At 65.7% G+C, this 26780-nt stretch carries 17 protein-coding genes and 1 tRNA gene; 9 read left to right on the forward strand and 9 right to left on the reverse strand.

Translation table 11 applies throughout. The features are described 5' to 3' along the window. Window positions 1-213: 213 nt before the first annotated feature. Window positions 214-3537 (reverse strand): carbamoyl-phosphate synthase large subunit, encoded by a 3324-nt coding sequence (carB, locus tag ACERNI_RS15660; protein WP_448834189.1) that lies wholly within the window; start codon window positions 3535-3537, stop codon window positions 214-216. Between the two features lie 555 nt (window positions 3538-4092). On the opposite strand from carB, the gene ACERNI_RS15665 reads away from it, so the two are divergent. Then, entirely contained in the window at window positions 4093-4698 is a 606-nt protein-coding gene (locus ACERNI_RS15665; protein ID WP_448834190.1) for an HdeD family acid-resistance protein, read from the forward strand. 120 nt (window positions 4699-4818) lie between these two features. Here the strand turns inward: ACERNI_RS15665 and carA are convergent, their stop codons facing one another. Continuing rightward, window positions 4819-6012: a glutamine-hydrolyzing carbamoyl-phosphate synthase small subunit gene (gene carA / locus ACERNI_RS15670; RefSeq protein WP_448834250.1), complete on the reverse strand. Its 1194-nt coding sequence runs from the start codon at window positions 6010-6012 to the stop codon at window positions 4819-4821. A 203-nt stretch (window positions 6013-6215) separates the two neighbouring features. On the opposite strand from carA, the gene ACERNI_RS15675 reads away from it, so the two are divergent. From ACERNI_RS15675 to ACERNI_RS15690, 4 genes are all read left to right on the forward strand, one after another. After that, window positions 6216-6671, forward strand: a complete 456-nt coding sequence (locus ACERNI_RS15675) for a GatB/YqeY domain-containing protein (RefSeq protein ID WP_448834191.1) — start codon at window positions 6216-6218, stop codon at window positions 6669-6671. A 193-nt stretch (window positions 6672-6864) separates the two neighbouring features. Further along, on the forward strand, window positions 6865-8841 hold the full coding sequence (dnaG, locus tag ACERNI_RS15680; protein ID WP_448834192.1) for a DNA primase: 1977 nt from the start codon (window positions 6865-6867) through the stop codon (window positions 8839-8841). 1094 nt (window positions 8842-9935) lie between these two features. Then, entirely contained in the window at window positions 9936-11915 is a 1980-nt protein-coding gene (gene rpoD, locus ACERNI_RS15685; protein WP_448834193.1) for an RNA polymerase sigma factor RpoD, read from the forward strand. Between the two features lie 282 nt (window positions 11916-12197). Beyond that, window positions 12198-13112 (forward strand): aldose 1-epimerase family protein, encoded by a 915-nt coding sequence (locus ACERNI_RS15690; RefSeq protein ID WP_448834194.1) that lies wholly within the window; start codon window positions 12198-12200, stop codon window positions 13110-13112. 58 nt (window positions 13113-13170) lie between these two features. Here the strand turns inward: ACERNI_RS15690 and ACERNI_RS15695 are convergent, their stop codons facing one another. Then, window positions 13171-13791 (reverse strand): TIGR02466 family protein, encoded by a 621-nt coding sequence (locus ACERNI_RS15695; protein WP_448834195.1) that lies wholly within the window; start codon window positions 13789-13791, stop codon window positions 13171-13173. Window positions 13792-13940: 149 nt separating this feature from the next. Then, complete coding sequence (locus tag ACERNI_RS15700; protein WP_448834196.1) at window positions 13941-15038, reverse strand: linear amide C-N hydrolase; 1098 nt, start codon at window positions 15036-15038, stop codon at window positions 13941-13943. A gap of 316 nt (window positions 15039-15354) precedes the next feature. On the opposite strand from ACERNI_RS15700, the gene ACERNI_RS15705 reads away from it, so the two are divergent. The 3 genes from ACERNI_RS15705 to ACERNI_RS15715 all read left to right on the forward strand — a co-directional run bounded on the left by ACERNI_RS15705 (window position 15355) and on the right by ACERNI_RS15715 (window position 17897). Further along, entirely contained in the window at window positions 15355-15561 is a 207-nt protein-coding gene (locus ACERNI_RS15705; RefSeq protein WP_448834197.1) for a hypothetical protein, read from the forward strand. Window positions 15562-15888: 327 nt separating this feature from the next. Continuing rightward, on the forward strand, window positions 15889-16215 hold the full coding sequence (locus ACERNI_RS15710; RefSeq protein ID WP_448834198.1) for a hypothetical protein: 327 nt from the start codon (window positions 15889-15891) through the stop codon (window positions 16213-16215). A gap of 473 nt (window positions 16216-16688) precedes the next feature. After that, complete coding sequence (locus tag ACERNI_RS15715; RefSeq protein ID WP_448834199.1) at window positions 16689-17897, forward strand: ABC transporter substrate-binding protein; 1209 nt, start codon at window positions 16689-16691, stop codon at window positions 17895-17897. 238 nt (window positions 17898-18135) lie between these two features. Here the strand turns inward: ACERNI_RS15715 and ACERNI_RS15720 are convergent, their stop codons facing one another. The 5 genes from ACERNI_RS15720 to ACERNI_RS15740 form a co-directional block, all read right to left on the reverse strand. Then, the gene (locus tag ACERNI_RS15720; protein ID WP_448834200.1) at window positions 18136-21675 is read right to left on the reverse strand and encodes an autotransporter outer membrane beta-barrel domain-containing protein; all 3540 of its coding nucleotides are present in this window, start codon (window positions 21673-21675) and stop codon (window positions 18136-18138) included. 1231 nt (window positions 21676-22906) lie between these two features. After that, a tRNA-Ile gene (locus ACERNI_RS15725) sits at window positions 22907-22982 on the reverse strand. Between the two features lie 231 nt (window positions 22983-23213). Beyond that, the gene (locus tag ACERNI_RS15730; protein ID WP_448834201.1) at window positions 23214-23486 is read right to left on the reverse strand and encodes a hypothetical protein; all 273 of its coding nucleotides are present in this window, start codon (window positions 23484-23486) and stop codon (window positions 23214-23216) included. A 29-nt stretch (window positions 23487-23515) separates the two neighbouring features. Next, window positions 23516-24742: an adenylate/guanylate cyclase domain-containing protein gene (locus tag ACERNI_RS15735; RefSeq protein ID WP_448834202.1), complete on the reverse strand. Its 1227-nt coding sequence runs from the start codon at window positions 24740-24742 to the stop codon at window positions 23516-23518. 201 nt (window positions 24743-24943) lie between these two features. Then, on the reverse strand, window positions 24944-26173 hold the full coding sequence (locus ACERNI_RS15740; protein WP_448834203.1) for an MFS transporter: 1230 nt from the start codon (window positions 26171-26173) through the stop codon (window positions 24944-24946). A gap of 307 nt (window positions 26174-26480) precedes the next feature. Between ACERNI_RS15740 and ACERNI_RS15745 the strand changes: the two genes are divergently transcribed. Next, a complete protein-coding gene (locus ACERNI_RS15745) occupies window positions 26481-26732 on the forward strand; it encodes a hypothetical protein (RefSeq protein ID WP_448834204.1) in 252 nt (83 codons plus the stop codon). Window positions 26733-26780: the final 48 nt, after the last annotated feature.

The following is a 26780-nucleotide window of genomic DNA, read 5'->3' on the forward strand; positions in this document are numbered from 1 at the left end:
CGCGCATCAAGCCTGCGCGGCAAGGCTGGGGAAGCGTTTGCGGACAGACCAGTCTGGCCGCAAACGCCCTGTTGCTTTGGCCTGACACATTTCCTGGCGAAAAGCGGGCGCGCTTTTCAGGAATGCCTCAGGCATGCCCCCAGGGGCTTGCGCGGCCGCCAGCGGCGGCCGCGATCAGGAGCCCGGAGCCTCCTGCTCTCAGAAGTCCTGGTCTCAGAAGTACTCTTGCAGGGCGCGCACCTGCAATTCGCCGCTGCGATAGGCCTTGATGCCCTCGCCGGCGGCGATGGCGCCGGCCAGCGTGGTGTAATAGGGCACCTTGTGCAGCAGCGCCGCGCGGCGCAGCGAACGGGAGTCCTGCAGCGCCTGGGCGCCTTCCGTGGTGTTGATCACCAGCTGGATGCCGCCATTCTTGATGGCGTCGACCACATGCGGGCGCCCTTCGAGCACCTTGTTGATGCGGTCGCAGGGGATGCCGTTCTCGGTCAGGAAACGCTGGGTGCCCGAGGTCGCCTTCAGGGCGAAGCCCATGTCAACCAGCGAGCGCATGGTCGGCAGGATGCGCGCCTTGTCGCCGTCGCGCACCGACACGAACACCGCCCCGGCGGTCGGCACAGCCGTGCCGCTGCCGAGCTGGCTCTTGGCGAAGGCCACGCCGAAATTGGTGTCGAGGCCCATCACTTCGCCGGTGGAGCGCATTTCCGGGCCGAGCACGATGTCGACGCCGGGGAACCGCGCGAACGGGAACACCGATTCCTTGACGCCGATGTGGTCCAGCTCACGCTTCTCGAGGCCAAACGACGCCAGCTTCTCGCCGGCCATCACCCGGGCGGCGATCTTGGCGATCGGCGAGCCAATGACCTTGGCGACGAACGGCACCGTGCGCGAGGCGCGCGGGTTGACCTCGAGCAGATAGATCACCCCGTCCTTGATGGCGTACTGCACGTTCATCAGGCCGCCAACCTGCAGCGACTTCGCCAGCTGCGTGGTCTGGCGCTCCAGTTCGGCGATGATCTCCGGCGTCAGCGAGCGCGGCGGCAGCGAGCAGGCGCTGTCGCCCGAGTGGATGCCCGCTTCCTCGATGTGCTCCATGATGCCGCAGACGAAGACCTCGTCGCCGTCGGCCAGCGCGTCCACGTCAACCTCGACCGCGTCGGAGAGGTAGCCGTCGAACAGCAGGGCGTTCTTGCCGAGCAGGGTGTTGATCTGTCCCGTCTTGTCGTTGGGATAGCGGATCTTGATGTCCTGCGGCACCAGCGCCGGCAGGGTCTCGAAGATGTAGTCGTTGAGCTGGGTTTCATCGCGCAGGATGGCCATGGCCCGGCCGCCCAGCACGTAGGACGGGCGCACCACCAGCGGGAAGCCGAGTTCGCCCGCCACCAGACGCGCCTGCTCCACGGAATAAGCGATGCCGTTGTTCGGCTGCTTCAGACCCAGCTTGTCCAGCAGGCGCTTGAAGCGGTCGCGGTCTTCCGCAAGGTCAATCATGTCCGGCGAGGTGCCGAGGATCGGGATGCCGGCTTCTTCCAGCGCGTTGGCCAGCTTCAGCGGCGTCTGGCCGCCGAACTGCACGATGACGCCGTGCAACTGGCCGCGGCTGCGCTCCAGGTCGAGGATCTCGATGACGTCCTCGGCGGTCAGCGGCTCGAAATACAGCCGGTCCGAGGTGTCGTAGTCGGTCGAAACCGTCTCGGGGTTGCAGTTGACCATGATGGTCTCGTAGCCCGCGTCCTCAAGGGCGAAGGCGGCGTGACAGCAGCAATAGTCGAACTCGATGCCCTGGCCGATGCGGTTGGGGCCGCCGCCGAGGATCGCCACTTTCTTGCGGTCGCTCGGTTCGGCCTCGTTCACCGGACCTGCTCCGCCGAACGGCGCGGCGTAGGTCGAGTACATGTAAGCGGTCGGCGAGGCGAACTCGGCGGCGCAGGTGTCGATGCGCTTGAACACCGGGCGCACGTCGAGGGCGCGGCGGCGCTTCGTCACCTCGGCTTCGCTGAGGCCGGCGAGGGTAGCGAGACGGGCGTCGGAGAAGCCCATGGCCTTCAGGCGGCGGAAGGCGACCGGCGTTTCCGGCAGGCCGTGGGCGCGGACCTTGGCCTCGGTGTCGGTGATGCCCTTGATCTGGGCGATGAACCACGGGTCGATCTTGCAGGACTCGTGGATCTGCTGGGCGTCGACGCCGAGACGCAGCGCCTGGGCCACGGCCAGCAAACGCTCTGGCGTCGGCGTGCCGAGCGCGGCGCGGATGGCGTTCTTGTCGTCGCCCTGGCCAAGGCCGGGGATCTCGATCTCGTTGAGGCCGTTCAGGCCGGTTTCGAGCGAGCGCAGCGCCTTCTGCAGGCTTTCCTGGAAGGTGCGGCCGATGGCCATGGCCTCGCCCACCGACTTCATGGCGGTGGTCAGGGTGGAGTCGGCGCCCGGGAACTTCTCGAAGGCGAAGCGCGGAATCTTGGTGACGACGTAGTCGATCGTCGGCTCGAAGGCCGCCGGGGTGGCGCCGCCGGTGATGTCGTTGTCGATCTCGTCCAGCGTGTAGCCGACTGCGAGACGGGCGGCGACCTTGGCGATCGGGAAGCCGGTGGCCTTGGAGGCCAGCGCCGAGGAGCGCGACACGCGCGGGTTCATCTCGATGACGATCATGCGGCCGTTGGCCGGATCGACGGCGAACTGCACGTTGGAGCCGCCGGTCTCGACGCCGATCTCGCGCAGCACCGCCAGCGAGGCGTCGCGCATGATCTGGTATTCCTTGTCGGTCAGCGTCAGCGCCGGCGCGACGGTGATGGAATCGCCGGTGTGGACGCCCATCGGATCAATGTTCTCGATCGAGCAGACGATGATGCAGTTGTCCGCCCTGTCGCGGACAACCTCCATCTCGTACTCCTTCCAGCCCAGCACGCTTTCCTCCACCAGAACCTCGCTGGTGGGGGAGGCGTCGATGCCGCGCTCGACGATGTCGATGAACTCGGCCTTGTTGTAGGCGATGCCGCCGCCGGTGCCGCCAAGGGTGAACGACGGCCGGATGATCGCCGGCAGGCCGATGTCGTCCAGCGCGTCCAGCGCTCCGGCCAGCGTCTTCACATGGTGCGACTTTGGCGTGTCGAGGCCAATCTTGGTCATGGCCTCGCGGAAGCGCTCGCGGTCCTCCGCCTTGTCGATGGCGTCGGCGGTGGCGCCGATCATCTCGACGTTGAACTTCTCCAGCACGCCCATGCGCTCCAGCGACAGGGCGCAGTTCAGCGCCGTCTGGCCGCCCATGGTCGGCAGCAGGGCGAAGCCGCCGGGAATGACGTTCCGCTCCTTCTCGATGATCTTCGCCACCACTTCCGGCGTGATCGGCTCGATGTAGGTGGCGTGCGCCAGATCCGGATCGGTCATGATCGTCGCCGGATTGGAGTTGACCAGAACGATGCGATAGCCCTCGTCCTTCAGCGCCTTGCACGCCTGGGTTCCCGAATAGTCGAACTCGCAGGCCTGACCGATGACGATGGGGCCGGCGCCGATAATCAGGATCGTGGAGATGTCAGTGCGTTTGGGCATCGGGTCCGCTTTGTCAGCCAGGCGCGTCTCACGCCGCCTTCCGCAAGGGAAGGCAACGGAACGCCGTTATAGGGCGATCACCGTGACCTGCAGGCAAGGCGCGGCGCCCGGCGGTGCAAGCGTATGATCCTGTGCGTGATCCTGGACCGTCGCGCATAAAAAAAGGCCGCGACGCGGGCAGTGCGCCGCGCTGCGTCCTTCGGACTGGCGTGGGGTCGGAGGCAGCCGGATATGGCGCGCCAGGCCCGGGATCGACGTCGTTTAAACGATATCAGCGCCCGAGGGAAGGCCTGAAGCGCGATCCATGCCGGCGTTTGTGCGTGTTTATGATCCGCGTCTTAACCATCCGGCGGGTTTTTCGCGGTTTCCGGGCTTTCGCGGGCTGGAAAGCGGACAAATTGTGGCGACCGCTATTTACTTTCCGGCCGGGCGTGGTCCGCTGCGTCAGAAGGCGCATACATGCCAGCGGCGGCAATGGGCGCCAGGGCGTAACCCAGGCCTCGCTGCCTGGAGCGGCTCCGCATGGGCCGTTGCCTGACGAAGTGGAGACGCATCATGACAGACACATCCAATTCCACCCCGCGTGGTCCGGCGCCAGGCGCGCCTGGCCTGACGCCGGGCTTCGGCGGGCTGCGCAAACGTCTGCGCGACAAATGGGGCTGGCTGCTGGCGCTCGGCCTGCTGATGTCGGCGCTGGGCATCATCGGCTTCGTCATGTTGCCGTGGCTGACCCTTGTCACCGTGTGGTGGATCGGCGCCCTGCTGCTGGTGGGCGGCGGCGCCCAGGTCGTTGACGCCTTCAGCGAGAAGAACTGGGGCCCCTTCGCGCTGCACCTGCTGATCGCCGTGCTCTACATGGTTGCGGGCGCCATCGTCATCTGGAACCCGGTGCTGGGCGCCCTGACGCTGACCCTGATGGTGGCCATCGCGCTGTTGGTGATCGGCGTGTTGCGCTGCATCATGGCTTTCCAGGTGCGGCCGGCCGGCAACTGGTGGCTGCTGCTGCTCAGCGGCCTGCTGTCGATCGTGCTTGGCGTCATGATTTATCAGCAGTTGCCGACGTCAGGCATCTGGGTGCTTGGCCTGTTTTTCGCCATCGAGCTTTTGTCGGAAGGCATCGCCTTCATCGCCCTCGCCCTGGCGGCGCGCAAGGCCGCCTGATTCCAGGCCAACGGGGCCAGAGCAACAAAAAACGCCGGCGGTCATCCGCCGGCGTTTTGTTTTCTGGCTCGCGCTGCTGCAGGCGCGCCCAGGTGCGTCAGTGCGCCGGCGTGGCCTGGGTCAGGCGGCGCTAGCTTTTTCGGCGTCGATCAGCTCAAGGAAGCGGTCGAACAGGTAGTGGCTGTCGCGCGGCCCCGGCGAGGCTTCCGGGTGATGCTGCACCGAGAACGCCGGCCTGTCCGTCAGGGCGATGCCGCAATTGCTGCCGTCGAACAGCGAGACGTGCGTCTCCTTGACGTTGGCCGGCAGCGACTCGCGATCCACGGCGAAGCCATGGTTCATCGACACCACCTCGACCTTCTTCGTGTCGAGATCCTGCACCGGATGGTTGGCGCCATGGTGGCCCTGGCGCATCTTCACCGTCTTCGCGCCGACGGCCAGCGCCAGCATCTGGTGGCCGAGGCAGATGCCGAAGGTCGGCACGCGCCGCTCCACCAGCTCCGAGATCAGCGGCAGCGACCACTGGCCGGTGGCGGCTGGATCGCCAGGGCCATTGGAGAGGAACACGCCGTCAGGCTTCAGGGCGAGGATCTCCTCAACCGAAGAGTTGCCAGGCGCCACCGTCACCTTGCAGTCCCGCCCGGCGAACAGGCGCAGGATGTTGCGCTTCACGCCGAAATCGAGGGCGACGATGTGGTACTTCGGCGCGCCGGAGACGCCATAGCCGCTATCGAGGCTCCAGGTCGCCTCGGTCCAGTCGATGCGCTGGGTGGTGCTGACGCCAGGGGTCAGGTCAAGGCCGACCATGGAGGGCAGGGCCGCCGCGTCGCGCTTCAGCGCCTCCACGTCGAACTTGCCGTCAGGCGCGTGAGCGACGACGGCGTTCTGCATGCCCCTGTCGCGGATCAGCGCGGTGAGGGCGCGGGTATCGACGCCGGTGATGCCGACGATGCCGCGCGCCTTCAGCCAGGCGTCCAGGTGGCGGTTGGCGCGCCAGTTGGCCGGTCCGGTGACGTCGGCGTGCAGCACGACGCCGGTGGCGCCGTTGGTCGAAGCGGCGTTGACGGACTCGATGTCCTCGTCATTGACGCCGACATTGCCGATGTGCGGGAACGTGAAAGTGATGATCTGGCCGGCGTAGGAGGGATCGGTCATGATCTCCTCATAGCCGGTCATGGCGGTGTTGAAGCAGACCTCGCCGGCGCGCTGGCCTTCGGCGCCGATGCCGTAGCCTTCGATGACGGTTCCGTCTGCGAGAACCAGCAGGGCGGTGGCTGTCGGTTCGCTCCAGCCGGTGGTGCTGTCTTGAAGCATGGTCGCCATTGTCCTAAGTCCGGGGTTCCGGTCGCGGCGCGCGCCCTGACCGCCGTTCGTCGCCCCGAACGTGGATCCGTTCGTGGATCCGTTCCTGGCGACGCCGGCGATCATGCATGCCCGACTTCATCTGATTTGAGCGGACACTTAGGGTGAGCGTCCGCAGCCGTCAACGACAAGAGCTCAAATAGCGGAGATTTATCATGCTGCGCGAGGCTTTCGCCACTGCCCAGAAAGACGCCCTGCGCTCCGGTGACAAGGCGCGGCTTGCCGCCGTCCGCCTCGTTTCCGCAAAGCTGAAGGATGAGGACATCGCCGCGCGCGGCGATGGTCGCGAGCCCCTTTCCGACGCCGAGATCCTGGCGTTGCTGCAAAAAATGGTGAAGCAGCGCCGTGAGGCGGCTGACATTTACGCCAAGGCTGGCCGCCAGGAACTCGCCGACCAGGAGCTTGGCGAAATCGGCGTTCTGGAAAGCTTCATGCCGGCCCAGATGGACGCTGCCGCCATCGCCGCCGCGGTTCGCGAGGCGATCGCCGAAACCGGCGCCGCCTCCATGAAAGACATGGGCAAGGTGGTCGCGGCCCTCAAGGCGAAATACACTGGCCAGATGAATTTCGCCGAGGCCAGCGCGGCGGTGAAGGCGGCGCTGTCGGCCTGATTTTGGCGGCGCGACGTTTTGCCTGACGGCGGACGCGGCGCCAGCTCTGCCCCAGCGCGCCGTTCCAGGGGCTGCGTTACCTGACCAGAAATGAAAGTAGAGCGGCGACGCTTTGCCGGTGTGGTAGGGTTCCAGGCCCGTTTTTCAGGCGGAGGCGACTGTCGTCTCCGCCGTCAATTTTTGTGACAGGCTGATGCGTTTTCCACCGTCCATTCTGGATGAAATCAAGGCGCGGCTGCCGGTTTCGGCGGTTGTCGGCCGGCGCGTGCGGCTGATGAAGGCCGGGCGCGAATGGAAGGGGCTGTCGCCGTTCAACGCCGAAAAGACCGCGTCGTTCTTCGTCAATGACGACAAGCAGCGCTATTTCGATTTTTCCTCCGGCCGCAACGGCGACATCTTCAATTTCGTCATGGAAACCGAGGGGCTGAGCTTTGGCGAGGCGGTGGAGCGCCTCGCCGCCGAGGCTGGCGTCAGCCTGCCGCGCGAGACGCCGGAAGAGGCGCAGCGCGAGGCGAAGCGCCAGGGTCTGCACGAGATCGTGGAACTGGCGACGCGCTGGTTCGAATATGAGTTGACCAGCGAGCGCGGCGGCCGGGCGCGGGACTATCTCGACCGGCGCGGCCTGGGGCCCGACGTGCGCCGTCGCTTCCGTCTTGGCTACGCGCCCGCCGGCCGCCACGAGATGCAGAACGCGCTGGCGGCGAAGGGGGTCCCTGTCGAGGCAATGATCGACGCCGGCCTGCTGATCGCTGGCCAGGACATTCCCACGCCCTATGACCGCTTCCGCGACCGGGTGATTTTCCCGATCTGCGACGCGCGCGGCCGGCCCGTGGCCTTCGGCGGTCGCGCCATGGCGGCGGACGTACAGCCCAAGTATCTGAACTCGCCGGAAACGCCGCTGTTTCACAAGGGCGCGCTGCTCTACAATTTTCACAACGCCCGCAAGGCCGCGCACGCGGGCGGCGACGCCTACGCGGCGTTCCCCCTGATCGTGGCGGAAGGCTATGTCGACGTCATCGCCCTCGATATGGCCGGCGCGCCCCAATCCGTGGCCACCCTTGGCACGGCGATGACGCCGGACCACCTCGCGTTGCTGTGGCGCTCTGTCGATGCGCCGGTGTTGTGTTTCGATGGAGACAGGGCCGGCCGGCGCGCCGCCTTCCGCGCCCTGGACGTGGCGCTGCCGTTGCTGGCGCCAGGAAAATCAGTGAATTTCGTTCTGCTGCCTGAAGGGCAGGACCCGGACGACCTGCTGCGCGCCGGCGGCTCCGAGGCGGTGATGGCGGCCCTGCGGGTTCAGGTTCCGCTCATCGACATGCTGTGGACGCGGGAGACCGAAGCTGGCGCCCTCGACACGCCCGACCAGCGCGCGGCGCTGGAACACCGGCTGCGCGACGTGGCCTCCCGCATCCAGGACGAGACGGTGCGCCGCCACTACCGCGCGGAAATCGACATGCGCATCGCAACCCTGATGCCCGGCGCCCAGGGGCGCGATGAGCGTGGGTTCGGTGGTCGCAATGGTAGCTGGCAGGGGAGGCCGCAGGGCTCCCGGTCAAACGACTCCTGGTCGCAGGGGAGCGGCGGCGGCCGGTTCCAGGCTGGCGGCCGGGGCGGCTTCGGCAGCCGCGGCGGCGGCCAGATCAGTCCGGGCGCGCCGCTGGCAACGCATCCGGGCTTTGCCGCATCCGCTGAATATCCGCGCGAGATGATGATCATCGCCCTGCTGATCGCCCATCCCGATTTGCTGGCTGACCATGGCGAAGAGCTGGCGGCGCTGGAGTTCCGCGGCCCGGAGGTGCGTCGCGCCGCCGCCGGGCTGCTTGACTGCATCGCCGCCCACGGCGCCGATCAGGATTACGGCGCGGCGTTGCGGCGCGCGGTTCAGGACGCCGGCCTGCCGGCGCGGCTCGACGGTCTGCGCAAACGCATGGCGGCGGGGGCCGCCTGGGCGCTGGCCCCTGAGGCCGATCGCATGGCCGTGGAGGGCATGTTGCGTCAGGCCATGACCTTGCAAAGCCGCTCCGGCGCTCTACATAGCGAACTGGCGGCTGCAGAGCGCGCCTTTGCAGAGGAGGAGTCTGAAGCGAATTTCAGCTGGCTGTGCGACGTAAAGGCCCGGCTGACCACTCTGGAAGGGGCTGAAGCCCAGGCTGATGAAGGCCGCTGGTGAGGCGGCAGCGCTCGCATGACTGTCCGGCGCAAATGATTCGCGTCATATCAGCGCAAGCGCCCGGCTCCGCCGCCCCGCAGCGGGCGCGCCTGTGGGCGCATCGCGGCCCAGTGGTGAAATGACCGCGACAGCGGCTGGCGCAACGATTTGTAAGGGACCTCAAGGCAAGCTGGCGGTTATGGTAAAGGCGCGCCGCAGGCGCTCCGCAGCCATGCGGAGGGGCGGTCCGCAGATGGTCATTGTGCTGAATCCGCGCCTGTCTGGTAAAATTGGGAGACAGCCGCACATTCAACTGATTCGACTTTTGCCGTCGCCCGGCGCATGACCATCAGCCGCCGGCAGCGGACACGGTCGGCCGTGGAGCGTAAAAAGCCGGAATGGCGCGGCGGTCCGGTCAGTTTCTGGCCGGAGCGCTTTGGCATTTGCCGGTTCAGCCGTCACGACGCGGCGCGGCGGATGCGGTTGGTCAAAACCTGTTCGCCGATTGTGTCGGCAACGTGATGCGTTGTCACGTGGTGGTGGACAGGGCGTGGCGGCGGGTGCGGGGCTTACCCCTGAAGCATTTCCCCTCGGGCCGGGAGCCCGAGGGGAAATGCCTCGGCGGGCTGACGGGATCAGGACGGGATCAGGGTGACTCACCTGACGTCATTCACCTGACGTCATGGCGACTTCCGGGGCGTGGGTGTGGCGCGCCAGGGCAAGTCTCCAGAGGGGGAAAGTCTCCAGAGGGTGAAGGCTCCGGGGTAATCTCCAGGGCCGTCAGATCAGGACGCCAGGTCGGGAGCCGTGGGCGGCGCCGTTATGCTGGCCCGAGCATGCGCGCGGCCGCGACTGAAGGCGCCGGCAACGGACGGAGCCCCTCACGGGGTTGGAACATTCAGACGGTTTCCCCCGCAAGGGGAAATCTGGTTATGCGCTAGAGCGCGAGCCCCGTTGACGAAACCGCCGGACGGTTCCGTTAACGGGAGGATCGCCCTCTGAGATGTTGGATAGAGGCGGGTTTGCCGCTCATCCCGGGTCGCGCCAGCGATCCGGGATGAGCGGGACCGGCTCGGGGCCGCCGCGCCTGGCGGCTGACAGTGGAGCTTGAGCGAATGGCGACCAAAGCGACGGAACGGGAAGACGCGCCGGAAGCAGCCGAAACCCAGACCGACGGTCCTCTCCTCGACCTGACCGACGCCGGCGTGCGCCGGATGATCAAGCTCGCCAAAAAGCGGGGCTATGTCACTTACGACGAACTGAATGAAGTGCTGCCGCCGGAGGAGTTCAGCTCCGAGCAGATCGAGGACGTGCTGTCCCAGCTCTCCGAGATGGGCATCAACGTCGTCGAGGCCGACGAGAACGACGACAACCAGGAAGGCGAGGCCGAGGAAGAGGAAGCCGAGGGCGGCGAACTCGTCGAGGCGGCGCCGCGCGCCGTCGTCGCGCCCACGCCCACGACCCGCGAGCCTTCCGAACGCACCGACGACCCGGTCCGCATGTACCTGCGCGAAATGGGTTCGGTCGAGCTGCTGTCGCGCGAGGGCGAAATCGCCATCGCCAAGCGTATCGAGGCCGGCCGCGAGGCGATGATCGCCGGCCTGTGCGAGAGCCCGCTGACCTTCCAGGCCATCATCATCTGGCGCGATGAGCTGGTCGAGGGCAGGGTGCTGCTGCGCGACATCATCGATCTGGAGGCGACCTACGCCGGGCCGGACGCCAAGAATGGCGCCGCCGCCGCGGCCGAGAACGCCGAGGGCGAGGAAGAGGCTGAAGGCGAGGGCGACGAAGCCGCCGGCGACATGGACGAAGAGGACATGGAGAACAATATCTCCCTGTCCGCCATGGAGGCCGAGATCAAGCCGAAGGTGCTCGAAACCTTCGACAGCATCGCCGACAATTACAAGCGTCTGCGCCGCCTGCAGGACCAGGACATCGAGAACCGCCTGCAGAGCCTGCGCCTGTCGCCGGCCCAGGAGCGCAAGTACAAGAAGCTGAAGGACGAGATCGTCGCTGACGTGAAGTCCCTCTCGCTCAACGCCAACCGCATCGAGGCGCTGGTCGAGCAGCTCTATGACATCAACAAGCGCCTGATTGGCATGGAAAGCCGCCTGCTGCGTCTTGGCGAAAGCCATGGCGTCGGCCGCGAGGACTTCCTGCGCCAGTACCAGGGGGCGGAGCTTGATCCGAAGTGGATCCTGCGCGTCTCCAAGCTTGGCACCAGGGGCTGGAAGAATTTCGTCGCGGCGGAGAAGGACCAGATCCGCTCCATGCGTCAGGACATCCAGACCCTGGCGGCGGAAACCGGCCTTGAGATCGGCGAGTTCCGCAAGATCGTGCTGATGGTGCAGAAGGGCGAGCGCGAGGCCCGGCAGGCGAAGAAGGAAATGATCGAGGCCAATCTGCGCCTCGTGATCTCCATCGCCAAGAAATACACCAACCGCGGCCTGCAGTTCCTCGACCTGATCCAGGAAGGCAACATCGGCCTGATGAAGGCGGTCGACAAGTTCGAGTACCGCCGGGGCTACAAGTTCTCCACTTACGCCACGTGGTGGATCCGCCAGGCGATCACCCGTTCGATCGCCGACCAGGCCCGCACCATCCGCATCCCGGTGCACATGATCGAGACGATCAACAAGATCGTCCGCACCTCGCGCCAGATGCTGCATGAGATCGGCCGTGAGCCGACGCCGGAGGAACTGGCCGAAAAGCTGGCCATGCCGCTGGAGAAGGTCCGCAAGGTCCTGAAGATCGCCAAGGAGCCGATTTCGCTCGAAACGCCGATTGGCGATGAGGAAGACAGCCACCTCGGCGACTTCATCGAGGACAAGAACGCCATCCTGCCGATTGACGCGGCGATCCAGTCCAACCTGCGCGAAACCACCACGCGGGTGCTGGCCTCGCTGACGCCGCGCGAGGAGCGCGTGCTGCGCATGCGCTTCGGCATCGGCATGAACACCGACCATACGCTGGAAGAAGTCGGCCAGCAGTTTTCGGTGACCCGCGAGCGCATCCGCCAGATTGAGGCCAAGGCCCTGCGCAAGCTCAAGCACCCGAGCCGCTCGCGCAAGCTGCGCAGCTTCCTCGACAATTGAGCCAGCGGCGCTTCACGTCATCCTGGAGGCCGGCGACCCATTCGCCGGCCTTTTTTCGTTGGGTCGCGCAGCGGCCGCAGACTGCGCCAGCGCCAGACCTGCGCCCATCCCCCGTCAGCGGTTTGTGAAGCGGCGTCGCATGCTTGCGCGGGAGAACTCCGTCCCTGGCCCGAGGACGGCCTTGTGGCGGCGCCGGGCAGATGAAATGCTTGCAACCGGGATGATATGCCCGATTCCGGCGCACGCGGCGGTGGGTCAGGCGCAACGGCGTTGCGGGGTAACATGCGGGCGGCCAATGATGATCGCATTCACATCAGCGCGGCCGGCGTCGCGGCGGATATAGATCCCTTCGGCGCGGAACTGTGCGTGCTGCGCGATGGCGAGGGCCGCGACCTGCTGTATGACGGCGATCCACGCTGGTGGACCGGGCGGGCGCCGTTGCTGTTCCCCATCGTTGGCGCGCTCGCTGGCGGCGCCTACCGCCTTGGCCGGGAGGCATGGCGGCTGCCGCAGCATGGCTTCGCCCGCCACAGCCTTTTCACTGTGGAGGCGCGGGAGCCGGATTCGGTCAGCTTCCGCCTGCGTGAGAACGAGGAGAGCCGCGGCGTCTACCCGTTTCCGTTCCAGCTCGATGTGACCTATGCCGTGGCCGGCGCGGCGCTGTCAGTCCAGGCGCTGGTCACCAATCGCGGCCGCCGGCCGATGCCGATGGCGCTGGGGTTCCATCCCGCCTTTCGCTGGCCGCTGCCCTATGGCGGCGCCCGGGAGGAGCACGAGCTGGAATTCGAGGTTCCCGAGCGCGGCCAGGTGTTCAGGCCCGATGGCGATGGCCTGCTGACCGGCCCCCGGCGCACGCCGGTGCGTGCCGATGGCCGGCTGCCCCTCAATGATGATCTGCTGGCTGACGGCGCCATCGTCTTCAAGGAACTGGCCAGCCAGCGGGTGATCTATGGCGTCAGGGGGCGGCGCCGCATCGCCGTGGATTTCGCCGGCATGCCGAGCCTCGGCGTCTGGAGCAAACCCCGCGCCGATGCGCCGTTCCTGTGCGTGGAGCCCTGGCAGGGTTATGCGGACGACGCGCCGCTGCCGGGTGATCCGGCGAAACCCCATGACCTGTTCGACAAGCCGGGCATGATCGAGCTGGCTCCCGGCCAGAGCCATGTCTTCGGCATGCGGGTGTCGCTGCTGGAGGCCTGAATGTGGGACCGGATCCGGGCGCGACCTGCGATTTCCTGCCGCTACCCGGCCAGTAGGGTTATTTCCAGGCGTAGTTGAAGCTGATGCTGATGCGCTCGTCCTCGGACTCGTTCATCGGCACCTCATGGCGCAGCCAGCTTTCCCACAGCAGCACCTCGCCAGGCTCCGGCGTCACCCTGACGAAGGGCCGGTTGGCGGCGCTGCGCCGGGTCGGCGCGGCCATCATGAAGGCGAGGCGCGGATCCTCGAAACGGATCGCCGCCGAACCTTCCGGCAACGCCACATAGAATGTGCCGCTGATGACCGAATGCGGATGCAGGTGCGAAGAGTGCATGCCGCCGGTCGGCAGCACGTTCACCCACAGCGAGTCGCATTCCAGCCTGCCCCCCTTCAGGTCGAAATCCAGGGTTTCAGCGAAGCTGGCCACATGCCGGTCGAGCTGTTCGACCAGCTGGCCAAACACCGGAAACCGCCACGGCAAATCATCCAGCGAGGCGTAGGAGGTGTAGCCGGGGTAGCCATTGGCTTCGCACCAGTCGAGGCCCGCGTCGTCGTCCTCGGCGAGGCTGCGGCAGGCGCCATCCAGCTCCTGGACAAGCGGGGAGGTCGCCGGCGCCAGAGCGGCGCGATAGATCGGCGTGGCGAAGTGCAGCGAGACGGTGGGGGCTTGTGCGCTCATCAGGCTTCCATAGAGCATGTCGCGGCGGCGCGGAACCGGCTTTCCGTCCGCGCCGCCGCGAAGGGCGTCGCGGACGTGGCCACGCTCTCCCGTATTCGCGCCGCGCGCCCTTGCGAGCGCTGCTGCGGGAACACAGGGGCCGGCGCCTCTCACTCGCCGGTGAGGAAAATGAACGGCGGCGCCTTGACGAACTGGCCGGAGACTTCGCCGGCATAGACCTCGCCCTTGTCCAGGCTGAGTTTGAGGCTTGGTGCGCCCGGCTTCAGATTGAGCTTCTTCAGATCGACCCAGAACGTGTTTGGCCGGGTGGCGGAGTCAAAGAAGTAGATCAGATTGGTCTGGTCCGAGGCGGTGCGCCAGATGGTCGAGGAGATATTGGGCTGGTCGGGAGTGGTGATGCCCAGCGGCACAGACACCGCCCGCATCAGGCTGAGCACCTGGGCGCGCGCCTGGTTGGCGAAGCTCTGGCCCGGAATGCCGGCCAGATATTGCGGCGCGGGCGCCTTGGGCAGCGATTCCAGCAGGAACGAGGCGCGGGCGAAGCGGTCGGCGGCGCGGTTTGTACCCGGCAGGAAGGTCAGGCCGCCAATTTCCTTCCAGTAAGCGTTGAGGGCCAGTTGCTTGTCGTAGGTCGGTGAGTTGGTCATCACCGTGTACTGGCGGCCATGGTGGATAACCAGTTTGCCGCCGATGTACTCGAAGATGGCGGAATCGCCGCTGGCGTCCGAGACGGACAGGTGCAGCATCGCCTTCGCGCCATTGGGCGCGTCGGGCGTCAGCAACGAGAAGTCCTCGCGCGCCAGCGCCTGGACGGTTTCATCAACCGTGGCGAAATTGTCGAGCACATATTGCGCCCAGGCGGCGATCGTCAGTTTTTTCCGGCCAGCTTGCACCGGGCCATATTCGGATTCGGCCAGATACAGCAGATTGGCGGCGAGGCCCTTTTCATTGAGGCCGTCCGTCGTGCCGATGTCGTAACCGGCGGCGATGACGTTTCCATAGCGGGACGTCCAGGTCAGGGCGTCGGCGGCGTTGGCGCCGCGACGCTCCATGCCGGCCGGGAACACATGCAGGTTGGTGTGCATGTCCTCCTTCCAGTCCATGTTGCGGCCGGTGATGACGGTTTTGTCATCGCCGACATACAGGGCGCGCGTGCAGGCCCGGGCGTCGCCCGGCAACAGGCTGGCCGAGCCGCCGAGAACAATGCCGACGGACACAGCGGCGAAAAGGCGAGAAAAACGCGGCATCGGTTACCTCCGTACAGATTGCCCGGCCCGGCTGACCAGCGCGGCAGCATAGCCAGGCCCCCGCCTGCCGCAAACCTTTGGGGGGGCTTGGTCTGGTCTCTTCGCCGGCGACGCGCAGCCAGGCAACGGGAGTGGATGGAGGCGTGAAGGGCCGGGGGGCTGCAAGCTGAGGCCAGGAGACCGGGAGGGCGCCGGCAAGGAGGGCTGGAGCCGCCCCCATTGCCGGCGCCCAGGCGGGGCAGGCGGGGCCGTCAGGCTTGAATCATCGCTCCGATGGGCACATCTTGAGCGTATTGGCCTCACAGGAGGAACGCCAATGACTTCCAATGTCGCAGAACGTGGACTGTACAAAACCAGCGATGGCTGGGTGCAGGTAGTCGCGGGCGAGCAGCTTCGCCGTATCCGGGCTCAGGCCTACATTGCCAGCGGGGCGCAGCCGCCGCTTGAGCTTTTGCCTTTGCGTAATCCTGAGCAGCAGGAACATCCGGACGGGGCTGTGGAGCGTCGCGAATACACCCACTGACGTCATGGAATCGAGCGGATGGTTGGGCGTGCGCCGGCTGCAGCCGGGGCGTGTGCTCGCGTGGGCGCGCGCTCCCGATAGCCGCTCGCGAAAGTTGCTCGCGAAAGTTGTTCCTGGAAACGATGTCGCCGCCTGCGTGACAGTGCGGGCTGGCGCGGGTTGCTGGCCGTCCGACCGGGCTGCCCCGGGCGAACGGCACGCCGGTTTTGAAGGCTCGCCCGCAAGGGAGCGGCGAGGCCAGGAGCGTCCGGGCCGTTTCAACGCCCCCGGGAGGCGGCTGGACGGGCGGCCGGTTTCCTGGCTGCGGGTTTCTTGGCTGCGGGTTTTTTGGCGATAGCCGTCCGGGTTGTGGTTGCGCGCGCCGCTGGTTTGCGGGCAGGCGCTTTCGCCGCCGTTGCTTTTGGCTTGGCCGCCGCCCTGGGCGCCGTCGTTTTCGCCGCCGTGGCCTTGCGCGCTGGCGCTTTCACCGCTGTCGCCCGCGCCGTTGTGGTTTTGACGGCGGCGGGTTTTTTGGCCGCCGCGCGGGCAGCCGTCGTCGTGCGACTGGCTGGTTTGGCGGCGGGCGTCTTCGTCGTGGCGCGGGTGGCGGATTTTCGCGCCGCCGCGGCCGCCTTCTGCGGCTTCAGAAGAAAAACCATGTACTGTCTCCTGTAATATTCGTGCGCGTCGCGATGCGGCACAACGGAAATATTGTCGGAAGTCATGAATAATAAGTAAAAATTGATCAGGCCGCCGCAGTTATGCTGGTGTGTCTGTGAATTTAATCTGTATAAAACTACATAATTCTAAAAGATCTGCCGTTGTTATTTCTTGTCGCGCATCGAAGTTTGGCTCTGTAACTGTGGTGTGTGCGCCAGGCAGAGCCCGGCAAACGCTGGGATGTGGGCGCAAATATGCCGCGACGCCTGGCGAGAATTGCGCGCGACAGTACTCTGGCCGGTTTGAATATTGCTGTGATCGCTCCGCCCGCCTTCGAAGAAGGGGGGGCGGTTCAGGTATATTTTTATGGCGCGTCTTTCATTCCGGCCTAAGCTGCCTGTGCGCGGCGGGCCAACCCCGCGCATGACATGTAAAGTCGTTGATAAAACCTGGTGCGCAGACATCAGGGACAACAGGAAGGAAACGACATGACGTGGGCGACAAGAGGCGCTCTGGCGGCCGCAGTGTTGTGCGTGCTGCATGCTGGCTCCGCCATGGCTGAGAAGGCGTACAGCCCCGGCGCGACGGATACGTCGGTGAAGTTGGGACAGACCATGCCCTACAGTGGGCCGGCGTCCGCCTATGGCACGCAGGGACGGGCGGAAGTTGCCTATTTCAACATGTTGAACGCGGCGGGCGGCGTTAACGGTCGCAAGGTGGAGCTGCTGTCGCTCGACGACGCCTACAGCCCGCCGAAAACCGTGGAGCAAACCCGCAAGCTGGTCGAGTCCGAGCAGGTGCTGGCGCTGGTGAATTCCATCGGCACGGCGACGAACGCGGCCGTGCAGCGTTACCTCAATACGAAACAGGTGCCGCAGCTGCTGGTTTCCACCGGCGCCACGCGATGGAATGATCCCGCCAAATTCCCGTGGACCACGCCGGGTTTCGCCTCATACTCGTTCGAGGGCAAGGTCTATGGCCGGCACATCGCCGCCACCACGCCGAACGCGAAAATCGCCATTCTCTGGCAGAATGACGATGCAGGACGCGACTATGTCAGCGGCTTCAAGGAGGGCCTTGGCGAGGCTGTCCGCAATGTGGTGAAGGAGGCCAGCTACGAGGTCACCGACCCCACGGTCGATTCGCAGGTGATCCAGCTGAAAAGCTCCGGCGCCGATACGCTGTTCATGATGGCGACGCCCAAATTCGGCGCCCAGGCCATTCGCAAGATCGCCGAGATCGGCTGGAAACCGGCCTTCTATGTCGCCTCGGTCGCCTCGTCGCGCGTCCAGACCCTGCAGCCGGCAGGTCTGGAGAACGCCAAAGGCATCGTGACCGCAACGGCGCTGAAGGATCCCAGCGACCCCGAGTGGGCCAATGACCCGGCGGTGCTGGCCTACCGGAAGTTCATGCAGGACTGGTACAAGGAAGGCGATCCGCTCAATAGCGGCAATGTCTTCGGCTATACCGTGGCGCAGACCGTGGAGCACATCCTGCGTAACGCCGGCGACAATCTCACGCGCGAGAACGTGCTGAAGCAGGCCACCACCATCAAGAACCTGGCGCTGCCCATGTATCTGCCAGGCGTGATGATGAATGTATCGCCCACCAATTACACCACCGTGAACGCCCTGAGGCTGCAACGCTTCGATGGCGATCGCTGGGTGGTGTTTGGCGAGCCGATTGCCGTTGAGTGAGCCGGCGCACCAGGCGCGCGGGGTCTGCCAGAACCCCATGAGCAGATCCGTTGGGCTCCGGTGAAGCCGGGAGGCGCGCGGCGCGTCCTGCAAGCGCGTGCGACGTGGATGTGAGTTTTCCGGATCACGCAGGCGCCGTCAACGCTGCACCGGGGATGTCGCGCCACGATATCCAGCAAAAAAGGCCCCGCAATGCTGCGGGGCCTTGTTCGTTTTCACAGACCGGCGACCGGCATGCTCACCAGTTGACGCGCACGCCGACCTTGCCGTCCCAGGAGCGGCGGTCGCCGCCATGGCCGATGTTGTAGCTGGCGTCGGCATAGAGGGCGACGTTGCCATTGAGCTGGGCGGTGACGCCGCCGCCAAGCTGGGTCCATGCGCCCTTCATGTCGGAGCGGAACGGCACGAACCCGTCAGCGCTGGAGAACCAGGTCTTCGGATTGCCAAGGAACTCGTTCCACAGATTGGCCCGGGCCCAGACATTGATCTGTTTTGGACCGTTTTCGGCGTCCAGCGTCCAGGTGCGCGACAGCCGCGCGCCGATGCGGCCGGCCAGCGACTGCGCGTCGCTGAAGCGGACCTGGGCCGCGCCGTCGTAGCGGGAATCAAGCGAGATGCTCTGGTAGATCAGCTGGGCCTGCGGCTCGACAATCCAGCCGCCGCCGAGTTGCACCGGATAGCCGGCTTCCAGCGACAGGCCGACGCCAAAGCCGTCAGGCGACAGTTGCATGAGCCGCGTCGAACTGGCCTTGGCGTTGTACCAGGTGCCCTGGGCCACCGCGTCCACATACCAGCCTGTGGCGCCGAAGTGGGTCCAGTAGGCGCCAATGGTCTGGGCGTCAAAGCGGTTCTGGCCGGCGCGCGCGCCCGTGAAATGCTTCACGCTGCCTTCAGACTGACCGACGACGAAGTAGACGCCGGCGTGATCGCGGCTGCCATCCGCATGTTGGCGGCGATAGAGGTCGAGGCCGAGCTGGAACGCGGCGACGTCCTGGTCATAGGCCGGGCCGCGGCCGTAGATGCCGCCGGCCGACGTGGACTGGCTGACATGCTGGCCAATGATGCGGCCCCACACGCCGTTGACGAACGACGGGCCATTGGCGCTCTGGCGGCCGCGCAGCAGTTCCTGCTCGCCGACGCGCTCATGCAGCGTGCCGAGAATCGACTGGCCGTAGCCGAGCGCCATCGACGGCAGGGCCGCATAAAGGGAAGTTTCCTGCCGGTAATTGGGAAGCCCCGGCGTCGGCGCTGGCCCCGGCGTCGGCGTGGGGCCCGGTTCAGGCATGGGGGCCGGTTCAGGTGTCGGCGGAACTGGCGGCAGATCGGTGCGCAGATACCAGGACTGGCGGTCGCTGGAATCGCGCGCGCCGCGATACAGCGTGTATTCGTAAGGGCCCGCAACCGCCGGGCGCGCCAGGGTGAAGGCGCCGGCCGACGTCGTCGCGCCATTTTGCGCGCTCACCACCTGGATGCCGTTGCCCCATGTGATGGCGCCGAGACCACCGGCATTGGTGACCACGATGGCTGATCCGCCGGTGGCGGAGCCGCCGTTGATCACCAGGCGGTCGGACGGGGAATTGTCGCCGCCAAGCACGGTGTTGACGCCGATCACGCCATTCTGGCCAACCCAGGAGCCAACAACCAGGTTGTTGCCAACCGCGCCGCCGCCGATCTGGGCGTGGCCGGCGTTGGTCACCACGCCGCCAATGGTGAAATTGCCGCCTGGCCCGCCAGTGAAGCCGGGGAAAGCGTCCGCGACGGCGATCGTTCCGTTATTGACGACATTGCCGGCGACAGAGCCGTAGCCGCCGAACGTCGCGCCGGCCGCCACATTGACCGGGCCGCCGCCGGAGAGCGCTGCGCCGGGATGAGCCGCGTTGCCAACCGCAAGCCCGCCGCGCTCGACCGAGGTCACGCCAGCATAGGTGTTGTTGGCGGTGAGGATGGTCGTTCCGGCGCCGATCTGCCGGACATTGCCAGATCCCGAGATGGTTCCAGGGAATGTGACGGTATCGGCGCGGTTGAAGATGAGGGCGCCGTTGTTGGCGACGTCGCCGACGATGGAGCCTGTCGTTCCGCCGTTGCCAAGTTGCAGTGCGCCTGCGGCGATGGTGGTGCCGCCGGTATAGGTGTTGTTGGCGGTGAGAATGGTCGTTCCGGCGCCGACCTGCTGGACATTGCCAGATCCCGAGATGGTTCCCGGGAATGTGACGGTATCGGCGCGGTTGAAGATGAGGGCGCCGTTGTTGACGACGTCGCCGACGATGGATCCGGTCGTTCCGCCGTTGCCGAGTTGCAGCGCGCCCGCGGCGATGGTGGTGCCGCCGGTATAGGTGTTGTTGGCGGTGAGAATGGTCGTTCCGGCGCCGACCTGCTGGACATTGCCGGAGCCGGAAATGGTTCCCGGGAATGTGACGGCATCGGCGCGGTTGAAGATGAGGGCGCCGTTGTTGACGACGTCGCCGACGATGGATCCGGTCGTTCCGCCGTTGCCGAGTTGCAGTGCGCCCGCGGCGATGGTGGTGCCGCCGGTATAGGTGTTGTTGGCGGTGAGAATGGTCGTTCCGGCGCCGACCTGCTGGACATTGCCGGAGCCGGAAATGGTTCCCGGGAATGTGACGGCATCGGCGCGGTTGAAGATGAGGGCGCCGTTGTTGGCGACGTCGCCGACGATGGATCCGGTCGTTCCGCCGTTGCCGAGTTGCAGCGCGCCCGCGGCGATGGTGGTGCCGCCGCCATAGGTATTGGCGCCGGTGAGCACGACCGCGCCATCGCCGCTCTTGGTGATGGCGCCAGGGCCGGTAATGCCCTGGGTTACCGTGCCGGTGACGCCGGCGCCCGCATACAGGCCGCCATTGTTGCTGGTAACGGTGACAGGACGTCCGGCTCCAAGGGTAAAGCTGGACGCGAAGCCGAAGGCGCCGCCGTCGAGGGTGATCCCGCCCGCAGGCGCGCCGATGGCGCTGTCGGCGTTGGCCGCCAGCACGCCTCCCTTGATGACGGTTCCGCCAGAATAGGTGTTGCCCGCCGGTGCGACCGGGGCCAGCGTGACCATGCCGCCGCCGGTTTTCTCGACAGCGCCGGTTCCCACGATCTGGCCGATATAGGGCGCGTCATCGCCCGCCGGTTGCGTGAAGCGCAGCAGGCCATTGTTCTGGATATTGTTGAGATTGTCGGCCGGATTGGTCTTGACCGGGAGACTCTGGGCGCGCGCTTCCAGTATGCCAGTCGGGTTGACAATGGCGCTGCCGGTGTAACCGGCGTTGTTGCCGGTCAGGGTCAGCGTGCCATCCCTCACCGTTACGATGGTGAAGCCCGTCAGGCTGCCAGACATGGTCCACTGGCCTGGCCCATCCTTCGTCAGGGTGGTGAAGTTGGTCACGTGTCCGGGCAGCGTGTCATGTGAGCCAGCCGCGCCCTGCAATGTCAGGTTATTGGTTCCGCCGCCGCCATTGATGGTCCCGGTGACTTTGGAGCCCGGCTCGAAATAGAGGTCATCATTGCCGTTGGCGAAGCTCAGACCGCCGATGACGGTGGCATTGGTGCGGTTATAGAAATTGATGCCGTTGTTGCCGCTGGCGCCGATAACACTGCCCGTTCCGCCAACGCGTTCGATTGTTCCGTAATTGTCGACCGTGTTTTTCGAGCCGGTTGCCGCGTCCTGAAACCAGATGGCGGCGCTGCTGGTCGCCTGGATCAGGCCGTAGTTAAGAACGGTATTGCCGTAACCCATGACATTGACGGCTTCAGCCTGAGCGCTGGTGCCTGTCTCAATCACGCGGCCGCCCGCCAGAACCGTCAGGACGCCATTGCTGTTGAACTCGATCGTGTTGGGGCCGGTCCCAGGATAGAAGCCGCCCCCGCCTGGCGTCGTGGCATTGGTGACAAGCGCATTGTTGTTGACTGTAATTTGCGCGCCATCATGCAGGCTGATCGCGCTTGTGTTGCCAACACTGATGTCCGCGCCGCTCTGTACGTTGACGGTGACGTTGTCATTGCCAGAAGCGGGGCCAGACCCGACGGAGGAATTCGTTGTTCCCGTGCATGTGACGACTGCGCCGTTACTGACCGCTGGCGCACAGGCCGCCCATGCCGGCGCGGCAAACAACAGCGGACTGCCTGCAGCCATAAGTACAGGAGCGAGGCGCAGGGCGGTTGATGCGTTTAGACGGCTTTTGATGCGGATCATATGCGGCAATCGTCCAAAAAAAGCGTGATTTGCCCACATATTAACCAAATTGGATTGCTATTGTCACGATTGCGTGATTATTGTCAATTTTACATTATCGTTGTCGAAATAGTTTAAATATTTATTTTATTTTGAAAATAATTACATAATTATGCCGCTGTTTATTTTGCATAATTTATTGTTGGCAACGATAATTGCTAGCTTTAGCTTGTCTGTAGTTGCTGGATTATTATGTGTCGTTGCATAAAGGCGACACCGGTCGGGACCCGGCGCCGGCTCCAGATTTTGCCAGACTGATGTGCGAGTCTGATGGTTGCAAAGGGAATTGCAGGGGGGGCGGCGCGCCCGTCTGGTTTGGCGCGCGCGCGCCGATGGCGCCCCGACGGCGCCGCGGGGCGCGGCGAGCGGACGAGCCAGTAAAGAGAAATCCATCCAGTATAAAGAAAGCCCATCAGCCGTTGGCAGGTATCGCGGCGAAATGACTACAATGATTCCGGGTCGCATTGCTCCGCATGGCCGGAGCAGCGCCAGATCTGCATCGGCGTGACTCTCCACCGCATGCGTGGCTGGCGGGGACCGGCCTCGCCGGCCAACCATTCCGGCGCGAATGGAGCGCTGGTCAGACACAGGTCAACTTCCCCGCCGCCGCATTTCGGGCGCCGTCGATTGCACGACCACGGTGCGGTCATGTTCGATCCATTTGAGAGCGCACAATGAATATACAGGCGGGAGGGCAGGGAGTTTAAACCCCTCGTGCGCCTGCAATCTGGGGGATGAAAACAGCGCAAGAATAAAATGCGCTTGAAATATTGAAGTGATGTGGTGGGCCCGGCAGGACTCGAACCTGCAACCAGACCGTTATGAGCGGTCGGCTCTAACCATTGAGCTACAGGCCCGATCCGCGCCAGCTGGCGTGGAAGGGTAGCGAGCGAGCGCTACTGGCGCGGGTAATGCCATGGCGGCGGCATGGCATCAAGCGTTTTGGGAGGTCGTTGCCTGGCGGACGCCCATCGGCGGCGGAGCGCCATGGGGCGTGGCCGTTGCGGGCTGGCCGGCATTTTGCCAGCTGCGGCGGCCTGCCAAATCTCCCGGCGCCGGGTTTGCGTCATTTGGCAGGCCGCCAGCTTTCATGGACGAAAGCCCTTTCTGTGCATGCACAGGCGGTAGAGGTGGGAGCGGCGGCGCTCGGCGCCGGGCTCATGAATGCGTGGAACCTGCCGCGCCACTTCCTGTTGGCAGGCGATCTGCGCCCTGACCTGGGGCGTCGCCGGAATCTTGCGTTGCTGGGCTTCCGCCGCACCCGCAAGGAAGACGGCGCCCAAAGCGGCGCCAAGTACGGCGCCAAGTACGGCGCAGACGCCAGCCGTCCGGATCGGGGTGTGCTTCATCGCCAGTTTCATTGAAAACTCCTGTAGCCCAGACGCGCCGGTCACGGGCGATAGACCTTGATTTCATCGGGTATGCCCTTCAACGCGAAGGCGCCTACCAGTTCATACATGCCCCAGAGCTGCTCGGTCAGGGCCGCGGACATGATGAGCGGTTCGCCCAGCGCCTTGTTGAGGCCCGCGAGTCTGCTGGCGACATTGACGTCGCGCCCGATGATCGTGAAGTCGAGACGCGCCCCGGAGCCGACATTGCCATACGCCGCCTCGCCGTGATGCAGGGCGATGCCGGTGGCGATCGCCTGGTCGGGATGGGAGGCATTCCACGCCTCCAGCCGCGCCAGCGCCGTCCGGGCGGCGTCGAGCGCTGCCTGGGCGGCGCTGCCGGCGTCGTCGCCGCGATCCCTGAAAATCGCAAGCAGGCCATCGCCAAGATACTTTAGCACCTCGCCGCCTTCGGCCTCGATGGGCGGCACGATGCAGTCGAAATAGGCGTTGAGCAGGTCGACGGTCTGCTCCGGCGACAGTGATGACGAACGCTGCGTGTAATCGCGCATGTCGGCGAACAGGATGGCGGAGCGGATGCGCGTGACATGGCCGCGCCGCACGTCGCCATCCAGCACCAGCCGGTGCGGCTCATCGCCGATATAGGTGCGGAGCAACTGGTGCACGGCTTCGTAGCCGGCATAGATTTCCAGCACCGCCTCGATGGTTGGGGTGAGGGCGCGCAGCAGGGTGAGGTCGCTGTTGCTGAAACCGCCAGGCGCGCGGGTGGCGAAGCTGATGCCGTTCTGGTGACCGTTGGCGAACAGCAGCGGCGCGCAAAAGTAGTGCGTGTAACCCTGGGCGCGCAGATCTGGCACGATGCCGAAGCGGTCATCCGGGGTTTCAGAAACGCGGAAGTTGATGGCGGCGTGGTTGCGGTGCGCCGCCGCGAACGGGCTCGCCTCGTAGACCTTTTCCGAGAAATCGCTGTAGGCGATGGCCTCTGCCTCCAGGCCCTCGGCGCGCTTCCACTCCATGGCCATCGCGGCCTGCTCGGCGTGCAGCGTCTGCAACACCAGCATGGCCCGGTCCACCGGGATGTCGGCCTCCGCAAGCCGCTCGCACAATCCGGCGACAATCAGTTTGAGATCGGACGCGGTGCGCCCGTCGGTGAGCAGCCAGTCGCGGATGGCGAGGCCCCGGGCGAGCGTGACGTCGTCGAGTTCGAGCCACGAGGTCCCGGTGACGCCTGGCTGCATGGCGGGGGCGGACGGGGAGTCAGCGCTCATGACGGCTTCCGGCCCTCCAGGCCAATGCTGGCGCAGGCCTGGCCGGGCTGTGCGCCGGCCTGATCCTGTCACTTTCCGTCATGAGCCCGTGATGGCCATGGTGACGGGGCATGACCGGGCCGAGCACGATACAACCTCGCGGCGCCGCGTCAAACCTGCGGCCGCGCGGCGCGTGCGCCGCCCCGGAGCCAGGCTCGGGCATCAGGCCCTGGCGAATGCCTGGCGCTCGCCGCCGCGCTGGCGCATCAGCAGGAACAGCACAATGGCTCCGTTGAGAATATTGAACAGAAGGCCATTCAGGAAGGCGAGCTGGTATGAGCCCGTCATGTCGAAGATCCGGCCAGACATCCAGCCGCCAAGCGCCATGCCGATGACGGTGGCGAGAATCAGCAGGCCGACCCGGCCGCCGGCTTCCTTCACCGGGAAGTATTCGCGCACAATGATGGCGTAGCTGGGCACGAGGCCGCCCTGGAACAGGCCAAACAGCGCCGAGATGACATACAGCGACGGCAGGCTGTCGAACATCAGATACAGCGCCAGCGCCGCGCCCTGGGCAATGGAGCTGAAAAACAGGGCGCCGAGGCCGCCGATCCGGTCGGCGATGTAACCGCAGCCAATGCGGCTGATGATGCCGCAAGCCAGCATCAGCGACAGCATTTCCGCGCCACGGGCCACGCCGTAACCCAGATCGCCGCAATAGGCGACAATGTGCACCTGGGGCATGGCCATGGCCACGCAACAGCCAACGCCGGCCACCGCAAGCAGGGCTTGCAGCCGTCCTGGCGATACGCCCAGCGCCTGCTGCGGCGCGGCGTAGGTCTGGGTGGCCGCGCCCGTCGCGGTCGCGGCGGCGTCCGCCGGCGCGCGCCGCCGCAGCAGCAGCGTCAGCGGCAACATGGTCGCCACACAGAAAATGGCGATGCCAATGTGCGTGGCGCGCCAGCCCCACAGGTTGATGGCGCGCTCAACCACCGGCGGCCAGAAGGCGCCCGCCAGATAGTTGCCGGAGGCGCAGATGGCGACGGCGAGGCCGCGCCGCTTGAAAAACCAGCAGGAAATATCCGCCACCAGGGGGCCAAAGCAGGCGGACGAGCCAATCCCGATCATGGCTCCAAAAACAATGGCGAAACTGACGATGCCGGGGGTTAGCGTGGTGAGCACATAACCCAGGGCCATAATGACGGCGCCCAGCGCCATGGGCAGCATGATGCCGACGCGATCGGCCAGCCGGCCAAACGCCACGCCGCCAACGCCAAAGCCCAGCATGGCCATGGTGAACGGCAGGGACGCCGCCGCGCGATCGACGCCAAACTCCGCCTGAACCGACGGCAGGGCAACCACGACGGACCACATGCCGACGCCGCCAACCATGCTCAGCAGAACAGCCGCAAAAAGGCGTCGCCACGCAACGCCGCTGTCTATTTCGCTCATGCCCCTGCGCGTTCCCAACTCGCGCGCTTCTGCCTGTCGGGGCGTTCAGGCGCCCGCTGGCGGGCGCGCTTCCCCCAAACGAAAAAATATTCTACCAGGCTGGCCGTTCTGGCGCCATTGCTTTCGGCGCATGCCACAGGATCCGCTGCGATCTGTCCCGCATGTCGGCGCGGGATTTGTCTTCCGGGAGGCTTCCTTGCGGGCGGGGGGAGCTTCCGCAACGCCTTCGCCTGTGATCCAGTTGTGTGATCGGGCGGCGCGGCCGTCATGGATGTCTGGCGGCAGGCCGGAGGAGCAGGAGCAACGCATGCTGCGCATGTGGGTTATCTGGGTTGTCGCCAGCGCGGTGATTGGCGTGGCCATCGGCTTTCGCGCCGGGGCGCGGGTCGCGGTGATCGCCGGTCTCGCCATCGGCGCGTGCGCTTTCACCATCAATGCGCTGCAGGGCGATGCGCTGGTATCCGCCTTCTGGTCAATGATGGCGGCGGGCGGCGGTCTTGTCGCCGGCGGTTTGCTGGGCGCCGCCGTCATCGCCGTGCTGGGCGGGCGCGACGCCTGACCCGCGCCTGGACAACGATGGCGATGGGCTCCGGAAATCCGGAGCGCA

It is taken from the genome of Camelimonas sp. ID_303_24, assembly GCF_053543495.1.